At 58.5% G+C, this 25,452-nt stretch carries 20 protein-coding genes; 10 read left to right on the plus strand and 10 right to left on the minus strand.

The features are described 5' to 3' along the window. The first annotated feature begins 12 nt into the window (after positions 1–12). From BLU64_RS14100 to BLU64_RS14120, 5 genes are all read left to right on the plus strand, one after another. Entirely contained in the window at positions 13–1,575 is a 1,563-nt protein-coding gene (locus tag BLU64_RS14100) for an ABC transporter substrate-binding protein (RefSeq protein ID WP_074729115.1), read from the plus strand. A 264-nt stretch (positions 1,576–1,839) separates the two neighbouring features. Then, positions 1,840–2,862 carry an ABC transporter permease gene (locus BLU64_RS14105; RefSeq protein WP_026742034.1) on the plus strand — a complete coding sequence of 341 codons (1,023 nt, stop codon included), beginning with the start codon at positions 1,840–1,842 and terminating at the stop codon, positions 2,860–2,862. Further along, positions 2,859–3,752: a D,D-dipeptide ABC transporter permease gene (gene ddpC, locus BLU64_RS14110; protein ID WP_026742033.1), complete on the plus strand. Its 894-nt coding sequence runs from the start codon at positions 2,859–2,861 to the stop codon at positions 3,750–3,752. The genes BLU64_RS14105 and ddpC overlap by 4 nt, the downstream gene beginning before the upstream one ends. Next, a complete protein-coding gene (locus BLU64_RS14115) occupies positions 3,752–4,738 on the plus strand; it encodes an ABC transporter ATP-binding protein (RefSeq protein ID WP_026742032.1) in 987 nt (328 codons plus the stop codon). The genes ddpC and BLU64_RS14115 overlap by 1 nt, the downstream gene beginning before the upstream one ends. Continuing rightward, on the plus strand, positions 4,731–5,672 hold the full coding sequence (locus BLU64_RS14120) for an ABC transporter ATP-binding protein (protein ID WP_074729117.1): 942 nt from the start codon (positions 4,731–4,733) through the stop codon (positions 5,670–5,672). Before BLU64_RS14115 ends, BLU64_RS14120 begins: the two co-directional genes overlap by 8 nt. 138 nt (positions 5,673–5,810) lie before the next feature. Here the strand turns inward: BLU64_RS14120 and BLU64_RS14125 are convergent, their stop codons facing one another. The 8 genes from BLU64_RS14125 to BLU64_RS14160 form a co-directional block, all read right to left on the minus strand. After that, positions 5,811–7,259, minus strand: coding sequence for an N-acyl-D-amino-acid deacylase family protein (locus BLU64_RS14125; protein ID WP_074729177.1), 1,449 nt, complete (start codon positions 7,257–7,259; stop codon positions 5,811–5,813). 7 nt (positions 7,260–7,266) lie between these two features. Further along, on the minus strand, positions 7,267–8,910 hold the full coding sequence (locus tag BLU64_RS14130; protein WP_026742029.1) for an ABC transporter ATP-binding protein: 1,644 nt from the start codon (positions 8,908–8,910) through the stop codon (positions 7,267–7,269). Beyond that, entirely contained in the window at positions 8,907–9,782 is an 876-nt protein-coding gene (locus tag BLU64_RS14135) for an ABC transporter permease (RefSeq protein WP_074729118.1), read from the minus strand. The genes BLU64_RS14130 and BLU64_RS14135 overlap by 4 nt, the downstream gene beginning before the upstream one ends. 10 nt (positions 9,783–9,792) lie before the next feature. Then, entirely contained in the window at positions 9,793–10,734 is a 942-nt protein-coding gene (locus BLU64_RS14140; protein WP_074729120.1) for an ABC transporter permease, read from the minus strand. A 32-nt stretch (positions 10,735–10,766) separates the two neighbouring features. Further along, complete coding sequence (locus tag BLU64_RS14145) at positions 10,767–12,365, minus strand: ABC transporter substrate-binding protein (RefSeq protein WP_074729122.1); 1,599 nt, start codon at positions 12,363–12,365, stop codon at positions 10,767–10,769. Between the two features lie 99 nt (positions 12,366–12,464). Further along, on the minus strand, positions 12,465–13,319 hold the full coding sequence (locus BLU64_RS14150) for a D-amino-acid transaminase (RefSeq protein WP_026742025.1): 855 nt from the start codon (positions 13,317–13,319) through the stop codon (positions 12,465–12,467). A gap of 15 nt (positions 13,320–13,334) precedes the next feature. Continuing rightward, positions 13,335–14,258 (minus strand): N-carbamoyl-D-amino-acid hydrolase, encoded by a 924-nt coding sequence (locus BLU64_RS14155; protein WP_026742024.1) that lies wholly within the window; start codon positions 14,256–14,258, stop codon positions 13,335–13,337. A 120-nt stretch (positions 14,259–14,378) separates the two neighbouring features. Further along, positions 14,379–15,299, minus strand: a complete 921-nt coding sequence (locus tag BLU64_RS14160; protein ID WP_026742023.1) for a LysR family transcriptional regulator — start codon at positions 15,297–15,299, stop codon at positions 14,379–14,381. A 174-nt stretch (positions 15,300–15,473) separates the two neighbouring features. Here BLU64_RS14160 and BLU64_RS14165 point away from each other — a divergent pair, with 174 nt between their 5' ends. The 5 genes from BLU64_RS14165 to BLU64_RS14185 all read left to right on the plus strand — a co-directional run bounded on the left by BLU64_RS14165 (position 15,474) and on the right by BLU64_RS14185 (position 22,553). Beyond that, positions 15,474–16,373 carry an AEC family transporter gene (locus BLU64_RS14165; RefSeq protein WP_026742022.1) on the plus strand — a complete coding sequence of 300 codons (900 nt, stop codon included), beginning with the start codon at positions 15,474–15,476 and terminating at the stop codon, positions 16,371–16,373. A gap of 627 nt (positions 16,374–17,000) precedes the next feature. After that, complete coding sequence (locus tag BLU64_RS14170) at positions 17,001–18,470, plus strand: OmpA family protein (protein WP_244888429.1); 1,470 nt, start codon at positions 17,001–17,003, stop codon at positions 18,468–18,470. Between the two features lie 15 nt (positions 18,471–18,485). Then, positions 18,486–20,057: a hypothetical protein gene (locus tag BLU64_RS14175; RefSeq protein WP_074729126.1), complete on the plus strand. Its 1,572-nt coding sequence runs from the start codon at positions 18,486–18,488 to the stop codon at positions 20,055–20,057. 27 nt (positions 20,058–20,084) lie between these two features. After that, complete coding sequence (locus tag BLU64_RS14180) at positions 20,085–20,915, plus strand: hypothetical protein (RefSeq protein ID WP_074729127.1); 831 nt, start codon at positions 20,085–20,087, stop codon at positions 20,913–20,915. Positions 20,916–21,053: 138 nt separating this feature from the next. Continuing rightward, entirely contained in the window at positions 21,054–22,553 is a 1,500-nt protein-coding gene (locus tag BLU64_RS14185) for a SulP family inorganic anion transporter (protein ID WP_074729179.1), read from the plus strand. Here the strand turns inward: BLU64_RS14185 and BLU64_RS14190 are convergent. Then, the gene (locus tag BLU64_RS14190; protein WP_026742017.1) at positions 22,544–23,806 is read right to left on the minus strand and encodes a glycosyltransferase; all 1,263 of its coding nucleotides are present in this window, start codon (positions 23,804–23,806) and stop codon (positions 22,544–22,546) included. The genes BLU64_RS14185 and BLU64_RS14190 overlap by 10 nt on opposite strands. Further along, positions 23,803–24,639 carry an alpha/beta fold hydrolase gene (locus BLU64_RS14195; RefSeq protein WP_074729129.1) on the minus strand — a complete coding sequence of 279 codons (837 nt, stop codon included), beginning with the start codon at positions 24,637–24,639 and terminating at the stop codon, positions 23,803–23,805. Before BLU64_RS14195 ends, BLU64_RS14190 begins: the two co-directional genes overlap by 4 nt. Between the last annotated feature and the right edge of the window lie 813 nt (positions 24,640–25,452).

The raw sequence follows: 25,452 nt of genomic DNA on the forward strand, positions 1-25,452 counted from the left end.
AGGAGTACAGCCATGAAGATGACCAACACTGTTGTTTCGCTGTTTCGGCCGGCGCTGATTGCCGTGGCGATTGCCATGAGTATCACGCCTACTCTGGCGGCGGTGCCGAAAGATATGCTGGTGATTGGCAAGGCCGCCGATCCGCAAACGCTCGATCCGGCGGTGACCATCGATAATAATGACTGGACGGTTACCTATCCGGCCTATCAGCGTCTGGTGCAGTATAAAACGGTGGATGGAAAAGGTGCGACGGAGGTGGAAGGCGATTTGGCCGACAGCTGGCAAGCATCCGACGACCAGAAAGTCTGGACGTTTAAGCTGAAAAGCGGCGCCAGCTTTGCCGACGGTACGCCCGTTACGGCCGACGCGGTGAAATTCTCGTTTGAGCGGTTGCTGAAAATCGGCCAAGGGCCGTCGGAAGCCTATCCGAAAGATTTAAGCGTGGAGGTGGTCGATCCCCTGACGGTTCGTTTTACCCTCAGCGCGCCTTTCGCGCCGTTCCTGTATACCCTGGCTAACGACGGCGCCGCGATTATTAACCCGACGATGTTGAAAGAACATGGCGCCGATGACGCCAAAGGCTGGTTGGCCGAGAATACGGCCGGCTCCGGGCCTTATATGTTGCAGCGCTGGCAGAAAGGGCAGCAGCTGGTGCTGGTACCCAACCCGCATTACGGCGGCGCGAAACCTGCCTTTAAACGGGTATCCATCAAGATTATCGGCGAGAGCGCGTCCCGTCGCCTGCAGCTTTCCCGCGGCGATATCGATATCGCCGAGTCGCTTCCGGTCGACCAGCTGGCGGCGCTGAAAAAAGAAGGGAAAGTCGCGGTGGAAGAGCATCCGTCCCTGCGCGTCACCTATCTCTATCTGAATAACGGTAAAGCGCCGCTGAATCAGGTCGATTTACGGCGCGCCGTCTCATGGGCGACGGATTATCAGGGCATGGTGAACGGCATCCTCGGCGGCAACGGCAAGCAGATGCGCGGCGCCATTCCGGATGGGCTATGGGGCTACGATCCGCAGGCCATGCAGTACAGCCTCGATGCGGAGAAAGCCAAAGCCGCTTACGCCAAGGTGGCGGATAAGCCCGCCGGCCTGACGTTCCTCTATTCGGACAGCGATCCCAGCTGGGAACCGATCGCCATCTCCACGCAGGCAAGCCTCAAAACCCTGGGCATTAACGTCAGGCTGGAAAAACTGGCCAACGCCACCATGCGCGATCGCGTAGGCAAAGGAGATTACGACATCGCCATCGGCAACTGGAGTCCTGATTTTGCCGATCCCTACATGTTTATGAACTACTGGTTCGAGTCGGATAAGAAAGGTCTGCCGGGCAACCGCTCATTCTATGACAACAAAACCGTCGACGGTCTGTTGAAGAAAGCCGTCGCCACCGTCGATCAGGGGGAACGCATCAAAGATTATCAGGCGGCGCAGAAGATCGTGATCGACGAAGCGGCGTATGTCTATCTGTTCCAGAAAAACTATCAGGTGGCGATGAATAAAGACGTAAAAGGCTTTGTGTACAACCCGATGCTGGAGCAGGTGTTTAATGTGGCGGCCATGAGCAAATAACCGGCGCCGCTAATAAAAAGCCCGGCGTCGCTATTTCCCGCGCAGGCGGGGAATCCCGGTAATAACGAACAAGGATAAATAAACGGATGCGAAGGCCTTGGGGAATATCGTTTCTTTCGTCAGGACGTTGACAGCAAACGTTAAGCGACAATCGCCGGGTCAGACGCCTGACCCTTCTTTTTCGGGGAATGCGGATCAGCGACACGACAGGGTGCGCGTCCAGACGCCACTGAACGGCGTTACTTTTTTACTGGGGGCTTCAATATGACCTTCTGGAGTATTTTACGCCAGCGCTGTTGGGGGCTAATACTCGTGGTGGCGGGGGTTTGCGTCATCACCTTTATTATTTCCCACCTTATCCCCGGCGATCCGGCCCGTCTGTTGGCCGGCGATCGCGCCAGCGATGAGATGGTGCGACATATTCGCCAGCAACTGGGATTGGACCAGCCGCTGTATGTGCAGTTTATCCGCTATGTCGGCGATTTGCTGCATGGCGATTTGGGCACGTCCATCCGCACCGGCCGTCTGGTGCTTGACGATCTGCGGACTTTCTTTCCCGCCACGCTGGAACTGGCCTTTTTCGCCCTGCTGCTGGCACTGGCGCTCGGGATTCCGCTCGGGGTGCTTTCCGCGGTGTACCGCAATCGCTGGCTCGACCACATGGTGCGTTTGCTGGCGCTCACCGGTATCTCAACCCCCGCATTTTGGCTGGGGCTGGGGGTTATCGTGCTGTTTTACGGCCAACTTAACCTACTGCCGGGCGGCGGTCGTCTGGATGACTGGCTGGACCCGCCGGCGCACGTCACCGGGTTTTATACTATCGACGCGCTGCTGGCGAAGGATGGCGAGGCGTTCTGGAATAGCCTGCAGCATTTGATTTTGCCTGCGGTGACGCTGGCCTTCGTGCATTTGGGCATTGTGGCGCGCCAGATCCGTTCCGCCATGCTGGAGCAGCTCAGCGAGGATTATATTCGCACCGCGCGCGCCAGCGGCCTGCCCGCCTGGCGCGTCATTCTTGGCTATGCGCTGCCGAATGCGCTGATCCCGTCGGTCACGGTGCTGGGGCTGGCATTGGGAGACCTGCTGTACGGCGCCGTTTTGACCGAAACCGTTTTTTCCTGGCCGGGCATGGGCGCTTATGTGGTGTCTTCTATTCAGGCGCTTGATTTCCCTGCGGTAATGGGCTTCGCGGTAGTGGTTTCACTGGCGTATGTTGCGGTGAACTTGGTGGTGGATCTCCTTTATTTATGGATTGATCCCCGTATTGCGCGTGGAGGGGCAGAATGATGTTGACCAATGAGGCGACTGCCGCGCCGGTTAAAAGCGAGCGCCAGCAACGCTGGGGTAAACGCTTCTGGCTGTTGAAAAGCAGTCCGCTGACGCTGATAGGCGGCGTCATTATGCTGGTCATGCTTTTTTTGATGATTTTCTCGCCCTGGCTAACGCCGGCGGACCCGAACGCCATCGATCTGGCGAGCCGCCTGCAGCCGCCATCGGCGCAGCACTGGTTCGGCACCGACGAGGTCGGGCGCGATCTGTTCAGCCGTGTGATGATCGGTAGCCAGCAATCGGTGGCCGCCGGGCTGGCGGTCGTGCTGTTCTCCGGCATTATTGGTTCGCTGCTGGGCTGCTTTTCCGGCGTTTTGGGCGGCTGGGCCGATGCGCTGATTATGCGCGTGATGGACATCATGCTATCGATTCCCTCCCTGGTGCTGACGATGGCGCTGGCGGCCGCGCTTGGCCCCAGTCTATTTAATGCGATGTTGGCCATCGCCATCGTGCGCATTCCGTTTTATGTTCGCCTGTCGCGCGGACAAACGCTGGTGGTGCGCCAGTTGGCCTACATTCAGGCGGCCAAAATCTTCGGCGCCACCCGTTGGCATCTGGTCAGCTGGCATGTGCTGCGCAATGCGCTGCCGCCGCTGATTGTGCAGGCTTCGTTGGATATCGGCACCGCCATCCTGATGGCCGCGACGCTGGGATTCATCGGTCTCGGCGCCCAGCAGCCAACGGCGGAATGGGGCGCGATGGTGGCTAACGGCCGCAACTATGTGCTCGACCAGTGGTGGTATTGCACCTTTCCCGGCTTGGCGATTTTGATTACCGCCGTCGGTTTCAATCTGTTCGGCGACGGTTTGCGCGATTTGCTCGATCCGAAAAGCGGGGGACGACACTAATGCACGACGACGTTCTGAATATCGATAATTTGCAGCTGAGTTTCCCCATCTATAACGGCGAAGTTCAGGCGCTTAATGAGGTTTCGCTGCATGTGAAGCGCGGCGAAATCGTCGGCGTGGTGGGGGAGTCGGGATCCGGCAAGTCGGTGACCGCGATGTTGGCGATGCGCTTGCTGCCGCCCAATAGCTATCGCATCAACGGCGGCAGCCTGACCTTGCTGGGTCAGGATGTGCTCAACGCCGACGAGAAACAGATGCGTCGGTTGCGCGGCGCCAAAGTGGCGATGATTTTTCAGGAGCCGATGACCGCGCTGAACCCGACGCGTCGTATCGGACGGCAGATGACCGACGTGATCCGTCAGCATCAGCCCCTGTCCCGCAAAGCGGCGCTGGAGAAAGCCGTCAGCCTGCTGAGCGATATGCAAATTTCCGACGCGGCGCAGGTGATGGATCGCTATCCCTTTGAACTCTCCGGCGGCATGCGGCAGCGGGTCGTGATCGCGCTGGCGTTCTCCTGCGATCCGGCGCTGATTATCGCCGATGAACCGACCACGGCGCTGGACGTCACCGTACAGCGCCAGGTGCTGCGTCTGTTGCAGCAAAAGGCGCGCGCCAGCGGCACCTCGGTATTATTTATCAGTCACGACATGGCGGTGGTATCCCAGCTTTGCGATCGGTTGTATGTGATGTACGCCGGCAGGGTGATAGAGAGCGGCGTGACGCAGGATGTGATTAAGCGTCCTGTGCACCCTTACTCAATCGGCCTGCTGCGCTGCGCGCCGGAGACATCGGCGCCCCGCGCCGTATTGCCCGCCATTCCGGGCACGGTGCCCAACCTGGCGTCGATGCCGGCCGGCTGCGCCTTTCGCGAACGCTGTTGCGCCGCAGACGAACGCTGCCTGCAACAGCCGGCATTAACATCTTGCGGCGCCAGCGGACAACGCGCCGCCTGCTGGCATCCGCAACGGGAGGTGGCGTATGTCTGAAATCTTGCTGGAGTTACAGGATGTTCACGTCAATTTTCCCGCCCGCAAAAACTGGCGCGGCAAAGTCACCGAGCGGGTACATGCGCTCAACGGTCTGGATTTACGCATTGTTCGCGGCGAAACCTTAGGCATCGTCGGGGAATCCGGCTGCGGTAAAAGCACCCTCGCCCAACTGCTGATGGGGATATTATCGCCCGCCAGCGGTGAGTGTTTTCGCGCCCGAAGCCCTTATTCGTGGCTGGGCAGCGGCATGCAGATGGTGTTTCAGGACCCGCTCTCCTCGCTCGATCCGCGTTTACCGGTATGGCGCATCATCACCGAACCTGTCTGGCTACAGGAACATAACCGTGAACGCGAGCGCCGCGCACTGGCCGTGGAGCTGGCCGAGTTGGTCGGTATTCGCCCGGAGTATCTCGATCGGCTGCCCCATGCTTTTTCCGGTGGACAGCGGCAGCGGATTTCCATCGCCCGCGCGCTCTCTTCGCAGCCTGACATTATCGTGCTGGATGAACCGACGTCGGCGCTGGATATTTCCGTACAGGCGCAAATCCTCAACCTGCTGGTGAAATTACAGCGTCAGCGCCAACTGACCTATGTGCTGATTTCGCACAACGTGTCGGTGGTGCGGCATATGAGCGATCGGGTGGCGGTGATGTATCTCGGACAGATTGTCGAACTGGGCGATGCGCAGCAGGTGCTCTTTGCGCCGCAGCATCCCTATACCAAACTGCTGCTTGATTCGGTGCCGCGCGTCGACGGTTCGCTGGACAGCGAAGTGAAGGATCGGAAAGGGGAGCTGCCGAGCAATCGCGTATTACCGCAGGGCTGTTTTTTCCGCGAACGCTGCCCGCTGGCGGCCGCGGGATGCGAGCGGCAACAGCCGATGCAGTCGACGGCCCAGGGCAGTGAGGTTCGCTGCTGGCGCGCAGGCTAGTTTTTGTGCGCATGGCGGCGGCTTTATCCCACCCCATGACGGAATCAAAATCGGATGCAAGCCGGGACCACGCAGAGAACGCCGATTACGCTCCGCGAAATCGGCGATGATTGAGTTTTTAGGGCGGCAAGCCGCCCGCTACGCCCCTGTTCCCGCCGACGCCCGCCGCAACAATCGTCCCTGCCGCTGCTGTACGCGGCCCTGTTCATAACTCACCACACCGTTGACCACCACCAGGTCGATGCCTGGCGCAATCTGGCACGGATCGCGGTAGGTCGCCACGTCCTGAATCGTCATCATATTCACCAGCGTCACGTCGGCGAAAGCGCCTTCGCGCAACACCCCACGCTCCTCCAGACGAAAGCGCGCGGCGGACAGCCCCGTCATTTTTCGTACGGCCTCGGCAAGGCCGAACAGCTTCAGATCCCGGCAGTAATGCGCCAGCACGCGCGGAAAGGTCCCCCACAGTCGCGGATGCGGATTGGGGTCGTTAGGCAGCCCGTCGGAGCCAACCATCGACAGCGGATGCGCCAGGATCTGGCGCACGTCGTCTTCGCTCATCATGTGATAGATCGCCCCCGCAGGGCGCAGCCGCTCCGTCGCCTGCCACTGATCCACGCCCCACTGTTCAGCAATCGCTTTGAGCGTCTGTCGGGCCATCTCCGGATGGGGATCGGACCAGGTAATGAAGATCTCCATCTTGCCGTCGACGCGCCAGGCATCCAGCGTGGTGGAACTGGCTGAATAGGGATAACAGTCGCAGTTGCAGGATTGTTCGCTGGCCGCCTTTTCCAGCGCGGCCAGCGCCAGCGGCGCACGTCCCCAGTTGCCCGCACCGGCGCACTTAAGATGGGAAATCACCAAATCGGCGCCCGCCCGTCGAGCGGTGCTGAACGACTCTTGCAGCGAATCCAGCAGGCCATCATGTTCGTTGCGCATATGCGTGGTGTAGAGCGCGCCGTGTGCGCCGACGATGTCCACCAGTCGCTGCATCTCCGCCGTTGGCGCCTGCTTCGCATTGGTGTATGCCAGCCCAGAGCTGAGGCCGATAGCGCCCGCGTTGAGCGCTTTTTCCAGCGTCTCGCACATCCGTTCTAGCTCTGAAACCGTCGCCGGTCGATCGAAGCGATCCATGACGTTGGCCCGCAGCGCCGTATGGCCGATCAACGCCGCTACGTTGACGCTGGGACGGGCGTTTTCGACGGCGTCGGCATAGTCACAGAAGGTCGGATAAATGAACGCGTCTTCACCCCCCAATAAATTCATCGGATCCGGCGGCGCTCCCGGCAGCGTCACTGGCGACGCGCTGATCCCGCAGTTGCCGACGATCACCGTGGTCACGCCCTGCGAGATCTTCGCCAGCATGTCCGGTGTGCGGATGACGTGCGTATCGTCATGCGTATGGACATCGATGAATCCCGGCGTCAGACAACGGCCATCTCCTTCGATCGAACGGCCTGCGGCGTGTCCGGCCAGTTGACCGATGGCGGCGATCCGATCGCCGCGGATCGCAACGTCGGCGACATAGGGATCGGCGCCCGTCCCATCGACCACGGTGACGTTCAGGAACAGCAGATCGTAGGTCATGGTCATATCATAGCCTCCGTCCGGCGGCGAAGTCCCACTCCTTACCGGGGACCGCCTCCATCAGCTGCTGGGTATAAGGCTGCTGGGGATGGGCCAGCACATCGCTCGCAGGCCCATATTCGATCACCTGACCGTGCTGCATCACCAGCACGTCGTCGCAGATCTGCGCGGCCACACGTAAATCGTGGGTAATGAACAAGATGGCGACCTGCATACGCCCCTGAATATCCGCCAGCAGTTGCAGCACCTGCGCCTGCACCGAAACATCGAGCGCAGACACAGCCTCATCGGCGACGATGACATCCGGCTCCATCGCCAGCGCGCGGGCAATCGCGATACGCTGCCGCTGCCCGCCGGAAAACTGGTGCGGAAAGCGGTCGATAGCGTCCGCCGGCAACCCGACCAGCTCCAGCAGCTCCTGACCTCGCGACCAGGCCTGCGCGAACGGCATACCGAAATTCATCGGCCCTTCCACCAGGCTCCGGCCGATACTCATGCGTGGATTCAGCGATCGGTTAGGATCCTGAAACACCATCTGAATGCGCTTGCGGTGCGGCTTCAGCCCCACCGGCGTCAGCTCGGAAATATCTTTGCCGGTCACCCGCACCGCGCCGCAGGTGGGCGTCAGCAACCGCATCACGCAGCGCGCCAGCGTCGACTTGCCGGAACCGCTCTCCCCGACGATGCCCAGCGTACGGCCGCGCTTGAGCATAAACGACACGTCGTGCACGGCCCGCGTGCCTTGCCGCCGTTTCCGAAAGAGTGACCACGCGCTGCCCGCTGCCGAATAGGTTTTACCCAGCTCGACGACGTCCAGCACCACCTGTGCGCTGGCGGCCTCGCGCCGTGCCGCTCGGGGAGCCAGACTCGGCACCGCCGACAGCAGGGCCTGGGTATACGCTTCTTTCGGCGCTGAAAGCACCTGCTGTACGGTGCCGGACTCCACAATATGTCCTTGGCGCATCACGCACACGCGGTCGGCGATATCCACCACCACGCCCATATCGTGCGTGATAAACAGCACTGCCGTACCGTGCTTCTGTTGCAACTCGCGGATCAGTTTGAGGATCTGCTGCTGGGTCGTGACATCCAACGCGGTGGTCGGCTCGTCGGCGATGAGCAGGCGCGGCTCCAGCACCAGCGCCATCGCAATCATGATGCGCTGGCGCTGACCGCCGCTCAGCTGATGCGGATAGGCCTCGTACACCCGCTCAATATCCGGCAGGTGCACCTGCGACAGCGCGTTCATCACCCGCGCCTTACGCGCCTGAGCGTTCAGAGCCGTATGGGTCTGCAACACCTCGTCAATCTGCCGCCCGACCGTCAGCACCGGGTTAAGCGCGGTCATCGGCTCCTGAAAGATCATCGCCATGCGGCTGCCGCGCAGCGCCTTGAGACGCGCGTTGCTGACCTGCAACACATCTTCGCCGTCCAGCAGGATGCGCCCGCCGGTCGCGCTCAGCGCGCCTTTGGGCAACAGCCCGAGCGTCGCCAGCGACGTCACCGACTTGCCCGATCCGCTCTCTCCCACCAGACAGACCGTCTCTCCCGGCTGGATCTCGAAGGAGATGTCTTGCAGGATGGGCACGCCCTGCGCCGTACTCACACAGAGGTTTTCTACGCGCAAAATGTCCTTCCGGTGTTCGCTCATGCGGCTCCCCTTTTCTTCAGGCGCGGGTCGAGCGCATCGCTCACCGCATCGCCCAGCAGGTTGATCGACAAAATACACAGCGACAGCGCCAGCCCGGCCCACAGCACCAGCGAAGGCTTGAGCTGAAAATAAACGCGCCCTTCGGAAATGATGTTGCCCCAGGTTGGGATCTCCGTGCCGATGCCCGCGCCAAGGAACGACAGGATCGCCTCGGTGAGGATGGCGGAGGCGCAAATATAGGTGCTTTGCACGATAAGCGGCGCCAGCGTGTTCGGCATCAGATGCCGGGTGAGCACCTTGAACGTCGAGGTGCCCATCAGCACCGCCGCCTCGACATACGGCTCTTCGCGCGTCGACAGCACCCGGGAACGCACCAGCCGCACCACCTGCGGGATCTCCGGCACCATGATCGCCACCATGACGGTCCAGATCCCGGCGCTGCTCAGGGAGACGATCGCAATCGCCAGCAGGATACCGGGGATCGCCATCAGGCCGTCCATCACCCGCATCATCAGCGCATCAATGCCGCGGAAATAACCGGCCAGTAGGCCCAGCGGCAGGCCAATCAACACGCTCATCACCGTCACGCCCACACCGACAATCAGGGAAATGCGCGCGCCGTAGACAATGCGCGAAAACAGGTCGCGTCCGTAGGCGTCCGTCCCCAGCCAAAATTCCGCGCCGGGCGGTTTCAGACGTATCGCGGGCGACAACGCGACCGGATCGTGGTTGGCGATCCAGGGCGCAAAGATCGCCATCGCGACGATAATCGTCAGGATCGCCAGCGCGATCGCCGAGGTCAGCGGCATGCGTGGCAGTGTGATCCATCGATGCCGGGGCGCGGGCAGGGTCAGAGAATCGGGTTTGCTCATAGCCTTGCCCTCAGTAACGAATGCGTGGATCGCTGATCGCATAGGACAGATCGATCAGCAAGTTGATGATGACATACACCCCGCTGGTCAGCAGGATCATGCCCTGAATCACGGGATAGTCGCGCGCCAGTACGGCGTCGACGATCAGCCGTCCCAGACCCGGAATATTGAATACGCTTTCGGTCACCACCACGCCGGAGATCATCAGGGCGAAACCGGTGCCGATCACGGTGAGGATCGGGATCATCGCGTTGCGCAGCGCGTGCCGGAACAGCACGTGGATCTCCGACAGCCCCTTGGCGCGCGCGGTGCGGATATAGTCTTCTCCCAACACTTCCAGCACGCTGGCCCGGGTCATGCGCGCCACCAGTGCAATGTAGACTGACGACAGCGTCAGCGCCGGCAGCACGATGCGCTGGGCGAAAGGCCCCACGCCGCGGGTGATGCTGCTAAATCCCTGCACCGGCAACCATCTCAGCTCCAGCGAAAACACGGTGATCAACACATAGCCGATGACGAAAACCGGCACCGAAAAACCCAGCACCGACGTCGACATCACCAGATTGTCGATCCAGGTGCCGTGCTTCCACGCCGCCAGTACGCCGAGCGGCACGGAGATGAAAATGGTGAAGACGATGGCCACCAGCGCCAGACTCAGGGTCGGTTCCAGCCGCTGGCCGATCATCGTCAGCACCGGCGTGTGGGCCATCAGAGAAGTACTGAAGTCCCCACGCAGCAGCTGTGAAATCCACACGAAAAACTGCTGATATAGCGGCTGATTCAGACCCAAACTTTCGCGGATCGCCTCCAGTTGCTGCGGGGTCGCCATGTCGCCGGCGATAATCGCCGCCGGATCGCCCGGTGACAGCCGCAACAGCAGGAAAACAAACAACGCGACCACCAGCATCACCGGGATCGCCGCCAGGACGCGGCGAATGAAGTAACCAAGCATAGGGACCTCCGAAGGCATTAATCACACAATAATCAGTCGCTTTTCTCGACGTTCCAGAACACCGTGGACGGCCCTGTCATCAGGTGGCTGATGCGACTGCTCCAGACCGCCACGTCATAGAACTGGCCAAGCGGGATGTAGCTGACCTGGTCCATCGCGTGTTTCTGGATTTCCACCGCAATCGCTTTCTGTTTGGCTGGCTCGGTGGCGGTCGCGAACGCTACGCGCAGCTCATCCATCTTCGGATCGGTCGGCCAGCCGAACCAGGCGCCCTGTCGTCCGCCGCCATCCAGCATCGGGTTCACCACCGGGTTCCAGATGGTTTCCGCGTTCCAGTAGGTAAAGAACAGGTTCCATCCGCCCTGAGCCGGGGCGTTCTGATTCGCCCGGCGCGACACCAGCGTCTGCCAGTCCATCGGCTGCAAAGCGACGTTAAATCCGGCCTTGCGCAGCGCCTGCGCCACGACCACCGGCTGCGGCGCCTGGCTGGGCACGTCGGTCGGCTGCATGATCACCACCGGCGTGCCGTCATAGCCCGCTTTCTTCAGCAGTGCCTTGGCCGCGTCGATGTCGCCGCCTTTCAGCAGCGATTCGCCGCCCTCCTGCGTCTCCAGCGCGGTGCCGCAGCCAAAGACGGAGGCGCACAGCTTGAAGTATTCCGGATTGCCCACCAGCGCATCGAGCACATCTTTCTGGCTCATCGCCAGCAGCGCGGCGCGGCGAATATCCGGGTTATCAAACGGCGGATAGAGGAAGTTCATGCGTCCGCCGGTCAGCGATCCCAGCTTGCTGAGCACCCCGGACTTCAGATCCGGATTGGCCTGCACCATCGGCAACAGATCGATCGGCAGCTGTTCGATAAAGTCGATATCGCCGGAGGAGAGCGCGTTAATCGCCGTCATGCGATCCGGCATGTTGATCCACTCCACCCGATCGACCTTGACCACCTTGCCGCCCGCGCTGCCGCTGGCCGGCTCTTTGCGTGGGACGTATTGCTGGAACTTCTCGTAGACCACGCGATTGCCGGGATCGAATTCGCCGGCGACGAACTTGTACGGGCCGGAACCGGTGTAATCGGTGATCATCTTGCCGTCAGGCGTATTGGCGACACGCTCCGGCATCATGAATGCCGCGACGGAGGAAGGCTTGGCTAACAGTTGCAACACATAGCCAAACGGTTTGGATAGCGTCAGGACGATCGTTTTGTCATTAGTGGCGGAGATCCCCGCGGTGTACTTCATCATCAGCTGACCGCCCACGTCGTAACGCGCCCAGCGCTTGAGAGAAGCAACGCAGTCCGCGGCGGTCACCGGTTTGCCGTCATGCCACAGCAGACCGTCGCGTAGCGTAAAGGTATAGGTCAGACCGTCGGGAGACACGGTCCAGTCGGCCATCTGCGGTTTCGGAACCTGATGTTCATCCATCCCGATCAGCGTGTCGTAGATCATATAGCCGTGGTTACGGGTGATTTGCGCGGTGGTCGCAATCGGATCCAGCACGCGCAAAGAGGATGACATGACCGCGTGCAGCGTTTTCTCCGCAGCCAGCGCAGAGGGGGAAAGCAGCGCGGCGCTCAGGCCGATCGGCAACAGCAGAGAGGCAATCAAGGAACGGGATGGAGACTTTTTCATTCTCAACACTCCTTAAAAAGGCAACAAATGGTGTCGGGGCTTGCTGTGTGGTCGCGTTAAAAGAAAGCGGTATGCCGGAAGCCGTGGCCTGCCGCCCGGTTATGTCAATGCGCTCAGCGCGTGGTCGATATAGAGGCGGCGTAACCGCGGGGCCAACGGCCCAGGTTTACCGTTGCCGACAGGCTGGCCATCCAGCTTCACCACCGGGTACACAAACGAGGTGGAAGAGGTAATAAACGCTTCAGCGGCCTGTTTGACTTCATCCAGCGCAAAGGCGCGTTCCTCAAAACGCAGACCTTGCGCCTTTAACAACGCGAGCAGGGAACCGCGCGTGATGCCGGGCAGCAGCGCATGCGACAGCGCCCGCGTGACCACTGCGCCATCGCGGGTCACGATGAACGCATTGTTGGACGTGCCTTCGGTAATCCAGCCGTCTTTCACCAGCCAGGCGTCGTCCGCGCCCTGCGCGCGCGCCTGTTCTTTCGCCAGACAGGGATACAGCAGCTGCGTGGTTTTGATGTCGCAACGTCCCCAGCGCAGATCCGGCAGGCTGATGATGCTCATGCCGCGTTCCGCCATCGGGCTGTGGATCACGGCTTTCGCCTGCGTATACAGCACCACCGTCGGCGGCGTTCCCGCCGGCGGAAACTGAAAGTTGCGATCTTCCGCGCCGCGGCTGACCTGCAAATAGATGAGGCCCTCCTGCAGATGGTTGCGGGCGATCAGCGTGCGGTGGATCGCCAACAGCGCGTCATTATCCAGCGGGAGCGACAACGACAACTCGCTCAGCGACCGGCGCAAGCGGGCCAGATGCCGTTCAACGTCCACCAATCGGCCTTGCAGCACGGCGGTCACCTCGTAGATCGCATCGGCGAACGTGAAACCACGGTCGAAGACCGAGATCCTGGCTTCGTTCTCCGGCACAAATTCCCCATTCAGGTATACGGTGCGCATGGCTTGCTCTCCAGGTCAGGAACGCTCAACGCCGGTTTGGCGGGTGATGATGCCGTAGTGCTCAATACGCCGGTGACGGGCAAAATCGAAGATCGTGGTCTTGCCGAACTGGCACAGATCCATATCGCAGCGATGCACGATCAGCTCGTCGTCCTGCCCTTTGGCGCGGGCCACGACAAACCCGTTCGGATCGATGATGACGCTGCCGCCCATCAGCGGAAAACCATCTTCCACCCCGGCCTTGGCGACGCCGACCACCCAGGTGGCGTTCTGGTAAGCGCCGGCCTGCATGCACAGCTCGGAGTGGAACAGACGGTGTTCCTCGCCCTCGCCGCGATTCTGCGAATTGACCGACGGCGTGTTGTAGCCCAGCGTGACCAGTTCAACGCCCTGCAATCCCATGACGCGATAGGTTTCAGGCCAGCGGCGGTCGTTACAGATGCACATGCCCATGATCGTGTCCTGCGTTTCCCAGGTCGGAAAACCCAGATCGCCCGGCTCGAAATAGCGTTTTTCCAGATGCTGGAAGTCGCGCTGAGTATCGAACTCCACGTGCCCCGGCAGATGGACTTTGCGGTATTTGCCGACAATGTTGCCCTGGCGATCCGTCAGGATCGACGTGTTGTAGTGGTGGCCGTCCGGGGTCAGCTCCGCATAACCGAAGGTGATCGCGATGCCGTGTTCGCGGGAAAAATCAAACAGCGGACGAGTCGCATCGTTCGGCATTTCACGTTCGAACCAGCGATCAACCTCCTGCTGATCTTCCATGAACCAACGGGGAAAGAAGGTGGTCAGCGCCAGCTCGGGGAAAACGACCAGCTCACAGCCTTGCTGCCGGGCCTGCTCCAGTAGCGCCAGCATGCGCTGGACCACGCTTTCTCTTGAGTCGCTTTTTTGGATCGCCCCCAACTGGGCGCCGCCGATAACGATATCTCGCATGCCGTCTTCCTCCACAAGACCGACCCGATGTCGGTCAATCATTTACCGTGTGTAAGGCCATTGTGGGAGCTACGGCTGCCCCTGTCGTATGCCTATTTGTCGGTCAGGATTAACCTGATGTTAATCCAGGTTGAACAGATGAAAACCGCCCTCGTCCAGCGTACCGCGCAGGGTGTCGACAAAGACCTGCGCAAACTGGGCCAACGGTTCACGCCGCAAGTGAACCAGGCTGATCGTCAGCCGTTCTTCGTTGAGGATCGGCAGCACCGCCATGCGCTCAGAGCCGGAGGCGCGGAAAGAGATCTCATCGACGACGGAAAAGCCGGTGCCGTTCTTCACTAGCGCGCAGGCGTGATGCGGGGAGTCAACGTCGATGCTGGGCCGATACGGCAACCCCACGCGTTCGAACGCCTGCTTCATAAAGCTGTGGAAAGGGGTGTCGGCGGCATAACCGATGAACGGCGTTTCGGCCAGCGCGTCGGGCAGCGCGTCTGCCGACACGCGCGTTAAAGGGTGATCCGCCGGGCACACCACCATCACCCGGATATAGCTCAGCGGCACCGCGCGCAGATTGGGGTGATCGATAGGGAACAGAGAAATACCGAGATCCGCCTGCTGGTCGAGCAACCTGTCGCGCAGCAGAACATGACGCAGACATTCCAGGCTGACAAGGATGTCTTCGTTGCACCGTCGGAAGGCAGCAATGGCGTCAGGCACCAGCTGATGCCCCAGACTGGGGCTGCTGGCGATGCGCAATACGCCGTGACGCTGCTGGACCAGATTGTGCAGCGTGGTGTTGACCCGCTGAATATCGCGGTAGACCGACTCGACGTCACTGAAGAGGCTGCGCGCTTCAGGCGAGGGGTACAGCCGCCCTTTGACCCGTTCGAATAGCTGGAAGCCGATCCTGGCCTCGGTATGAGACAACATGCGGCTGACGGCGGGTTGGGAGACGTATAAAAGTTGAGCGGCACCGTTGATTGAACCGGTGATCATCACCGCCCGAAAGACTTCGATCTGACGCAGGTTGAGCGACGGCATAGGGGGACCCCGTTGGCATTTTGGCGTCGTCGTCCCATCAAACGCTTAACAATAGGTTATATAACGTTAGCAATTTGTATGCCAATGGCCCGAACGGGCCGAAAGTCACGCTGACATCTAAGGTCAGAATCGCTATTAATAGCCTTCCGCCATTTTTCACAGGAGGTTTCCGCCGTGGCGATTCCACAAACGATCCTGCCGATCTTCCTCTTGATCCTGCTCGGCTACGCGCTGGCCCGCCGTGGGACGCTCGATCCTCATGCCAACAAGGCGTTGGGCGTGCTGGCTTTCAAGCTGTTCATGCCGATGGTCCTGTTTACCGGCATGATCGCGGCGCCGCTGCACGATGGCCTGAACACCACGCTGCTGGCTGCCTACTTCGTTCCCGCACTGCTGATCTTCGCGGCGGTCAATGTCTTCGCTCACCGCAGCCTGGGTCGCCCGACGCCCTTCGGATTGACCGCCTCCTTCGGCAACAATGCCTTGATCGGCCTGGCGATGGTGGCCGGGCTGTATGGCAGCCAAGGACTGGTACTGCTGTTTACCGTCCTCGCCGTACACAGCCTGCTGCTGTTTAGCGCCCAGAGTTTCTATGACAGCCTCGCGGGCAACGAACCGTTCAAGCCAGGCATTCTCATCGCCAGCCTCGCTAACCCGATGATTATCGGCCTGCTGTTGGGAACGGCGGTCAATATGTCGAATCTGACGCTGCCCGGCTGGAGCCTGAAACTGGCGACCTGGCTGGCGCAGGCGGCGCTGCCCTGCGCGCTCATCGTGCTGGGGGCCAATCTCTCCGGCTACCGGCTGCGTCCCAGCGCCCACGCCGTCGGCATCGCCGCCGCTAAACTGGTGTTCATGCCGTTACTGGTGCTACTAACCTGTTTACTGCTCCACATCGACGGCATTCCGCGCGGCGTGCTGGTGCTGATGGCGGCGAATCCTTCCGGCGTCAACGTGCTCGGCTTTGCCCGCACGCAGGAGGATACCCAGATCGGCAGCGCCGCCATTTGCCTCACGACGCTGCTGTCGATGGCGACATTGCCGCTGTGGATGTGGGTAGCCAGCCTGGGGTGAGTCCCCCGCCATGCGCGGAAAATAAAGGCAGTGAAATTCGCAGGCCACCCGGTATGGAAGAATCCGTGAAGTCCAAACCGGGAAAGCGTCACCCCAGACACAAGCAGGGCGGCGGCTCTCCGTATCGTCGCCCCCTGCTCCCGTAATATCACGAGAAAGAATCCTGATACGTGGGACGCTCTCCCGACAAATCCCTTTGTTGATGGGAGAGGCCGAGAGGGTTATGCAGGGGTGTCTATACGTCCGCTTTCCTGAACGGCAGCGACGGTCATGACGGTTCATCGCTTGGATCGCGCAGACCGGAGAGAAAAGCTCCGTGGCCGTTTCTCGCTGGCGCCGTTTTTTATTTGTCGGTCATTCAATATTTTTACCCGCGTCAGACTATTTCTTTTTATTAATGACTTTCAACCATATGATTTAAATAGATTTAAATGCGAAATTCTCCCGTGTTGCGTGCGATAAATAAAACGATTTTCACGGTGCTCACCGGCGAAAAGTTCGGGCGCAAAACGATAGCGCGAAGCCTGCATTCATGTTTTCATACCCATCCTGACTTTTTTTTACCTTCTATTACATGCCACTTACACTATGGATGGGTGGTCTACGTCTGGGGATCAGAGTTTGAAAGTGAAGCACTTACGGAAAGCCGCCGTTCTCGCCATGATTGTCTCCCTAACTTCCAGCTGTTCCAGCCTTCACAATATGGGTCAGTCCTACGGTACGGCGATTGGCTGTATCGGTGGCGCCGCATTGGGCGGCGGCTTAGCCTACCTCGCCACACATAATGCGCAAAAAGCCGTCGCGGGGGGCATCATCGGGGGGATCGCGGGCTGTGCCGTCGGCAATGTCTGGCAAAACAGAGAAAAAGCGCTGGCGCAGATCGCCGCCGATGAAAACATCGCGATCTATACGGAAACGCTGAAAACCGATCGTTCATCCGGCGGTGAGACGGTAGGGATCGTCGCACAGGTGGAAGATAGCGCCATGTTCCCAACAGGGAGCGCGGATTTGACGCCCGACGGGCTGCGTCAGGTGAAAAAGCTGGCCGCCGCGATGAAGACCGGGGAAGGCAACGATGCCGGACTGTTGCTGGTTGTAGGCCATACTGACGCAACCGGCAGCGCCAGCCTGAATCAGCGGTTATCCGAACGCCGGGCGCGCAACGTCGGCCACATACTGGAACAGGCGGGCATCAGCGCCAGCCGCCTGTATTTTCAGGGCGCGGGGTCATCACGGCCTATCGCTGACAACGACACGGACAAAGGACGTGCCGCTAACCGCCGGGTTGAACTGGTCGGACTCGCGAGCGAAGCCCTGCTGAAACAACGTTTGCAGCAGGAAGGCAACAACCCCCGTTACCTGGAGCACGGCACCGCTGGCACGGCGACTGTCGTAGCGAAGCGTCCCTCGGACAGTACCAAGACGGCTCCCCGTAAGGCAGAACCCGCCGTATCCATTCCCGCAACGCCGTCCAGCTCAGCCGCCGCCCCTCGGCCAGCAAAAGCAACCGAGAGCAAACATTACGTCGATTTCGGCGGCGATGCGGTCAACGCCAGCCTGCCGAGTCTGGCGGCCAATCTAACCCCTCAGCATCGCGGCTTCAGCCTGATCGGCGAAGCCCATGCCAGCGTGGTCGCCAAAAGCTGCATCGCCGACACGGTACGCGTCAGCGGCGAGGCGCGGAATCTGGCCAGCGGCCAACCGGTCGGCGTCCATGAAACGCGGGAATATCTGCCGGGAATGAACGGCCGCGCCTGGGCCGGGCTGGTGAACGGCCATCTGGTCACACTGTCTCCGGTACGCGTATTGCGGGAAAACGCCAGCGTGACGGAAGACCCCAGGGTCTATGTCACGCGCAACTATGAGGATAACAACCGTAAATCCGATGCGCCGCTGAAGGCGGTCGCTAACGCGTGGGAAGGTGAAGACAACATTCTTTATCGCGTTTACATCCAGGACGGACAGCAGCAAAACCTGTCCTGTATCGACCTGCTGGTCGCGAAAGACCAGCCTAAAAGTCAGCAGGGCCAACTGTTCTACTTCGGCAACGGCGACAACAAAAAATATATGGCGGCCTACACGCCAGCACGCAGCTAATTTAAGGATAATGATATGGAGTTATTTCAGACTATCGCCGAGGCCATTGCGGCCTACGGCTACATTTTCTGGCCCCTATTCGGATTGATGGTGCTCACGCTGGTGGTGATCCGCTGGTGGAACACCGTCAGCTATTTTTTCCTCAATCTGGCCGCCAGCTTTCCGCTTATCGGCCATATCGCTCGCCTGTCGCGCAGCCACGAACCCCGTCGGCCTGGCACCGGGAATAAAGAGTGGTATCCGTCGGAAGAAGCCCTGTGCGCCAAATATTACGCCTATCACCAGACCACCAGCCGTGATGCGAGCTTTTATCGGCGCTGCGTCGATTATCTCGATAAAGTCGAGGAGCGCGGACGCAAACCCACCGGCATCGTTCTGTGGCTGTGCAGCATCGCGCTGGTGATTCTGGAAGCCTTTATTTTTGCGCTGGTACTGTCGCCCTTTATCGCCAACAACATCTCTGCCAATCAGGCTGAATTTTCCGCGTTGGTCATCTCGGTCTTGATCGGGGTCATTTTGGTGCCGGCCACCCATCTGATGGGGGCGGAGCTGCACAAAAACACGCTGCTGAAAAAAATCCGCTACTGGCACTCCGAAGCGCGACACAACAAAAGCGCCAAAGAGCTGATGAGCAGCCACCGGATCACGCTGGAAAATAGCCGCGACGACGACGGCGAGCCGAACTACATCCAGATCCTGAACCGCATCAATCACGGTGTTCAGGTCAAGCCGCAATACTGGTGCACCTTCGTCGCGTTGGTCCTGATCACCACGTTCGCCTTTGGCGCCTACTTTATTCGCGCCGCCACGATTAATGCGATGGAGACCCAGGCCGTCAACGCCTCCCCGTTTAGTCAGAGCGGCGCAGAAAGCGGCGGTTCGCCGTTCGAGCTGCCTGCCGCCGCGGTCGAGGACAACCATGCCGCAGACAAACAGGCCGTCGCCGAAGTCGCCAGCAATCGCGTTTTCGCCTCGAAGCTGACCTTCATCATCCTCTCTGTGATTTTTGTGGGCGTGCAGCTGATCGGTATTCTTATCGGAATTTTCCGTTCCTTCGCCGGCATTGACTCCGCCAAGGCCGCCAAATATATCGGTAACTTCAGCGGGTCGGATGAGTTCGCCGCCTACCATGCCGCCCGCCGCGAACGCGTAGAGCGCGATGCGCAGCAGAAGCTCGCCTCGTTGCAAAACCGGCTCATGATGCAGCGGCAAAACGGCCGCAGCGAACCGCTGTCGCAGATGCCGACCTTCGACGACTACGTGCTCGGCAAGCAGTCGGATCGCGAAAAGAACCAACGTCACCAGAACCATGAACAGGCTCCGACAAAAACGCCGCAGGCTGCGCAGGTCGTCGCCTCTCCGGCTCCGGAAACCGTCAGCCCGGTCGCATCGGCAACGCCTGACGTGTCGCCCGCGGCCCCCGTCGCTGCCGATCGCGATGACACCGCACGGATTGAATCCCTCGGCGATCTGACCACGCTGAGCGCAGAAGAGCTGGCGCAGGTGGCGAAAGCGCTGGGACTGTCTCTGGATGCGCTGGCGAGCCGCCAACGTGTGCAGGCGATCCTCAACAAAGCGCGCGCCTAGAAGAGAGAAGAAAAAAAGGAACCGGTCATGAAATATTGCCTTGCCCTGCTGCTGTGGGGGATCAGCACGGCGGTCGCCGCCGCGCCGCGTAACGATATCCCCAGTTGCTATGACTATGCGCACATGGCGCAGTATCGCCCGGCGGAAACGGGCCGGGAGCTGGTCATCATCGTAGACCAGACGGTCACGGTCCCGCTCGACCTGAAAAAATCCACCTGGAATCAGGTACTACGTTTCGTGCAGCCGGGCGACCACGTCATGCTGTACCAGTTCTCGGCGCTGCTACAGGATAACTACATGAAGCGCGTCTTCGACGGACGGCTGGAAATGCCGTTCATTGACAAAAAGACGCGTAATGGCATCGGGATGGACAGCCTCAAATCGCTGGATGCTTGTCTGGTTCAGCAACAGCAGTTCTTTGCTAAGACCCTCGGCGGACACATGGCCGCAAGCTTCGCGGATAGTCAAACCCGTATCGCCAAAAGCGAAATTCTCGATAGCCTGAAGCATATCGCCAGCGATCTGCAACACAGCCCCTCTTCGCAGACCACGATTTTGCTAATTTCGGATATGCTGGAAAACAGCGATTTTGATAGCTTCTATCGTCAGCAGGCTATCCGTGAACTCTCGCCGCAGAATGAGCTACAGCGCGTCACGCGACAAGGGCTGCTGGCGGACTTTGGCGGCGCTAACGTGTATGTGGCGGGTGCCGGCCTGATCGATATCAATGCGAAAAACAGCTATCGTTCGGGGAAAGTGTTGCGACAGCTGAAAACCTTCTGGCAAGATTATTTTGAGGCGTCGAATGCCAAACTCATTAGCTTCGGCACGCCGGAACTGACGGTGGATTTGCGTTAACCGCCGCACTCAAAGACGGCAGGGCGCTCCCCCCGCCGTCTTTTTCCTTCCCCAACGCGATATCATTTATCCCGGCGATAAATTATGCTTTTCACTACCGCTGACTCGTTGCTCCCCTTAACCACAAAAAAAAACGCTATGACGCCATCTTCCGATACCGCAGTAAAAACCCCGGCCGGACCCGCTTCCGTGGCCGCGGTATTTCGTTCCCCCTCAGCACTCATCCGTGAATGTCTGGCCGGAGTCATCACCGCACTCGCGCTCATTCCCGAGGTCATCTCGTTTTCCGTTATCGCCGGCGTGGACCCGAAAGTGAGTCTCATCGCCTCCGTCGTGCTGTGCCTCACTCTCTCCGTGCTAGGCGGCCGCCCTGCGATGGTGACCGCCGCCGCCGGTTCGGTCGCGCTGGTCATCGGCCCGATGGTGCATGCTCACGGCGTGGGTTATATCCTTCCCGCCGTCATTCTGGCGGGCATCATTCAGATAGTGTTCGGCCTGGTCGGCCTATCGCGCATGATGCGCTATATTCCGCGCTCGGTGATGCTCGGCTTCGTCAACGCGCTGGGGATACTGATTTTTGCCGCGCAGGTGCCGCACGTCCTGGGCCAGTCGCCTGCCGTCTGGCTGCTGTTTGTGGCGACAATCACGATTGTCATCCTGCTGCCTTATTTGCTCAAAAGCGTGCCGTCGCCGCTGATTGCGATTGTGGTCATCACCGCCGCCGCGCTGATGCTCGGCCTGCACGTCCCGACCGTCGGCGATGCGGGGCCGATGCAGGCCGGACTGCCAGGGTTCACCCAACTGACCCAGCCGCTCAATCTGGAAACGCTGTCCATTATCTGGCCGACGGCGCTCAGCGTGGCGTTTGTCGGGCTGATGGAGTCGCTGCTAACGGCCAAAATGGTGGACGACATGACCGATACGCACTCCAGCAAACAGCGCGAATGCTGGGGGCTGGGCATCGGCAATATCTTTGCAGGCTTTTACGGCGGCATTGCAGGCTGCGCGATGATCGGTCAAACGGTCGTCAACGTCGAAATGGGTAAAGCCCGTAGCCGGGTTTCCACCGTGGCGGCAGGGTTAGTTTTGCTCATTCTTGTGACGAGTCTAAGCCATATCATGGCGCAAATCCCGATGGTAGCGCTGGCCGGTATCATGATGATCGTCGCGTTGAAAACGGTTAACTGGCACAGTTTGCAGCCCGCGACGCTGAGGAGGATGCCCCTGTCTGAAACCCTGATTATGGTCATCACCGTCATTGCCACCGTGTGGACCGGCAATCTGGCGATCGGCGTCGCGGGCGGCGTCATCTTCGCCATTCTGCTGTTCGCCCGGCGCGTCGCTCACGTCATCGATGCCGAGCGGGAACTCAGCGCAGACGGAAAGTCAGTGTGTTATCGCGTGAAAGGCCCACTGTTTTTCGGCAGCAGCAACGATCTGTTCGAACATTTTCAGTATGCCGAAGATCCGCAGCAGGTGACCATCGATCTCACTCTCGCCCAGATCTGGGACGCGTCCAGCGTGGCCGCTTTGGACGCCATCGAAAATCGCTATCGGCGCTACAGCACCCGCGTGTCGATCGTCGGGCTGGATGCCCACAGCACCCACATGCATCAGCGTTTGTCCGGTCATCTGTAAGCGACGCTGCCGGGGCAGGAGGCATGGCGCTGGTGCGCCTGCTCCAGCGCGTGCCTGACATTCTCCAAACAGTGATTTTTGTCGCCGTATTTCTCCTGAATACGGCGGCATCGCTCACGCATGTTTTCATCGGTCATCACCCGATCGAGGGCGTCTGAAAATTTCTCCGGCAGGCGGCTCTTGGCCTGAATGCCGCAACCTAGCTGTTCAACCCGGTAAGCATTATCAAATTGATCGAACGCGCTAGGGAAAATCAACTGTGGCACACTTTGGTAGAAGCAGTGCGAGATAGTGCCGATGCCGCCGTGGTGTACCGCAGCCACGCAGTGACGCAGGCAGGCCGCCAGATCGACCTCCTTTTTGACTAAAACGCCCGGCCGTACGGGGACATCCTCCGGATTCACCCCGACGACCAGACACTGCCGCCGCTGACGTGTGACTTCGGCGACAATGGCATTAAAGAAATATTCATCGAACTGCAGCGACCAGCCGGGAGAGAACAACACCGTTTCACGTTCAAGGAAGCGGCCCAGTTCTTCGTCGACGGGCGCATTCTCAGCTTCAAACAAGGGCAGCCCCACAAGGTTGGCATTGCGCGGCCAGTCTGGCTGCGGATGGGCGAACCACTCGGGAAACAGGCAGATCAAACCATCGGCAGACGTATGCACCCACTGCGACAGGATCCGTTTGACGGGCGCCAGACCCACGCGCGATCTCAGCGTGTTGACCTCGGCGCAGAACCGTTTATCGAGCACCTGTTTTTCAAACAGTGACACTATTCCTTTGCGCAGCGTCATCGGAAGCGTGTTCGCCAGCGCCAGTTTTCCATGCTGAGGCAGGTTGTAGCACGACAAAAACGTCGATGGCCCCACACGTACCGGAAGAGTGCAGCAGCCTTTCCGCTCTCCCAACGTTTTGGCGGAAAAAGACCAGAGCGACGTCAGCAGCACCGAGGAGCCGTCTACAACGCGCTCCAACTGCTGGTACATCTCATCCTGCTGTTTCAACATATAGCGGCACAGAGTATCCAATGCCGTTTCACTGTCCCACAGCGCTCTTGAATGTACCCCAGCAATATATTCCTGCGCTGAACCCACGCTGATAAATTCCAGCCCGCGAGACTCGGCCAAACATTTAAAATAAGGGTTAGTACACAAAAAGACCTTATGGCCACGTTTGGCCATGTGCTCACCAATTATAATAAAAGGAAATACATCGCCGGACGATCCAAGGGTCGCCAAAAACAAATTCATACACACTCCTGTTGGTTAATAAAAATCTCTTCGAATATCGATTTCACCCCCAAAGAAGCCGCTTTACTCTCCAGGTCAAGAAAATGACCGGCATCCTTCAACGTATAGAATCGAGCATCATCAAGATAACGACCGAGATTTTTTACCTCTTTAGAAGTCGTGTATTCATCCTTTTCACCATTAATAAATATGACTGGAATGGATATCTTGCTAATAAATTTTTCATAATCATAATCCCTCAACGTCAAAATTTGTTCAAGATGAAAACAAGCCTGACGATATTCATGCTCATCCAGATGAGCCACGTGATTAAAATTAGTTCTCTTAAATAATCTCGGCAGGTATTTTCCCACCTCATTGTTTAACAGGTTAGCGACTGCTTCGAACTCTTTCTGATAAACATAGTCACGGGCTTTGAGAATATAGCGTTCCATTTTTTCATTGATTGTCATGGAGAAGGCCCCGATAACCGCCATCTCCAGGATGTCGTTGTTTTGCGAGGCAGCCATCAGCGCCCCCAACCCGCCCCAGGAAACGGACATGATGATCTCAGGCCGATAACGTCTTATCAGGAAGTTGATGATATCCACTTCCTGTTCTTTCGTGATGATATCCAATGAGTCATTCAACGGCTTGGATTTACCCGCAAAAGGGAAATCGAAAAGAATCGTATTTACCTTTCCTTTTAGGTGTTTTACCCAAATAAGAAATGAAGACGATGTGGCTAAAGCCCCATTTATAAAGATGGCCGTTTTTAGTTCAGGGTCGTATATGTTTTTGTCGACATGGATTTTATAGCCATTATAAATCACAACCTCACTCTCAGTTGCCATAGTTCTCTCCTCGCTATGTGTGAAAAAATGTCAATAAAATTATTGTTTTTAATCCGTAATGTAACGGTTATATTTTAATAATATACAATACTATTTTTAATTTCGCGCTAGTCGTGACGAAATAATTTAATATACCGGCGCGCCAAATAAGACCAATCAAAATAAATTACCAAAAATAAATCATTTTATAAAAAAATAAGGAAGCTAATAAACAGAGTTTATAGGTAATATATTCCCATAAAATAACAATCTTTCATTAGAATGAATAAGGTGAAAATAAGCATGTTATTTAAGCAGGAGACAGAGAGAAAATAGATTCACTTTAACTATCTTTTTCTTGTCGCTGGGTCGAATAACCTGTCATAGAAAAGCGTTGTGTCTTTCCCATGCCAAAAGCTGTGGCAACCGACGATTCAACACCCCGTCGTCGTCAGCCATGACCGCTTAGCGAGAGAGCGCCTTAACGAGACAAGACGACAAGGTCTCGACCGGTCTCACCGTACCATCGCAACGCAACGCCTCTCCGGGGACGTCCCGATGAAGGAGAAGTGAGGATAAGAAGAAGGGAGGCCGGCATGAATTAACCGGCAGAACGTCGCTGTGATGAGTTTATGAAAAAAAAACCGTCACGCATCTCAGTTTCACCGTGAGCTGCGGCGGTCAAAGTTTAATTATCAATGGTAATAATTTGCGTGCGATGTAATGAATAAAATAGCAGGTTTTAGGTTATTTAGATGAGGGGTTTTAATAACTAAAATTGGAACATGATGATTAATAGGGGATAAATGTCGTCCCTGACAGTTTTATTATTAG

It is taken from the genome of Lonsdalea quercina, assembly GCF_900107885.1.
GTDB lineage: Bacteria > Pseudomonadota > Gammaproteobacteria > Enterobacterales > Enterobacteriaceae > Lonsdalea > Lonsdalea quercina.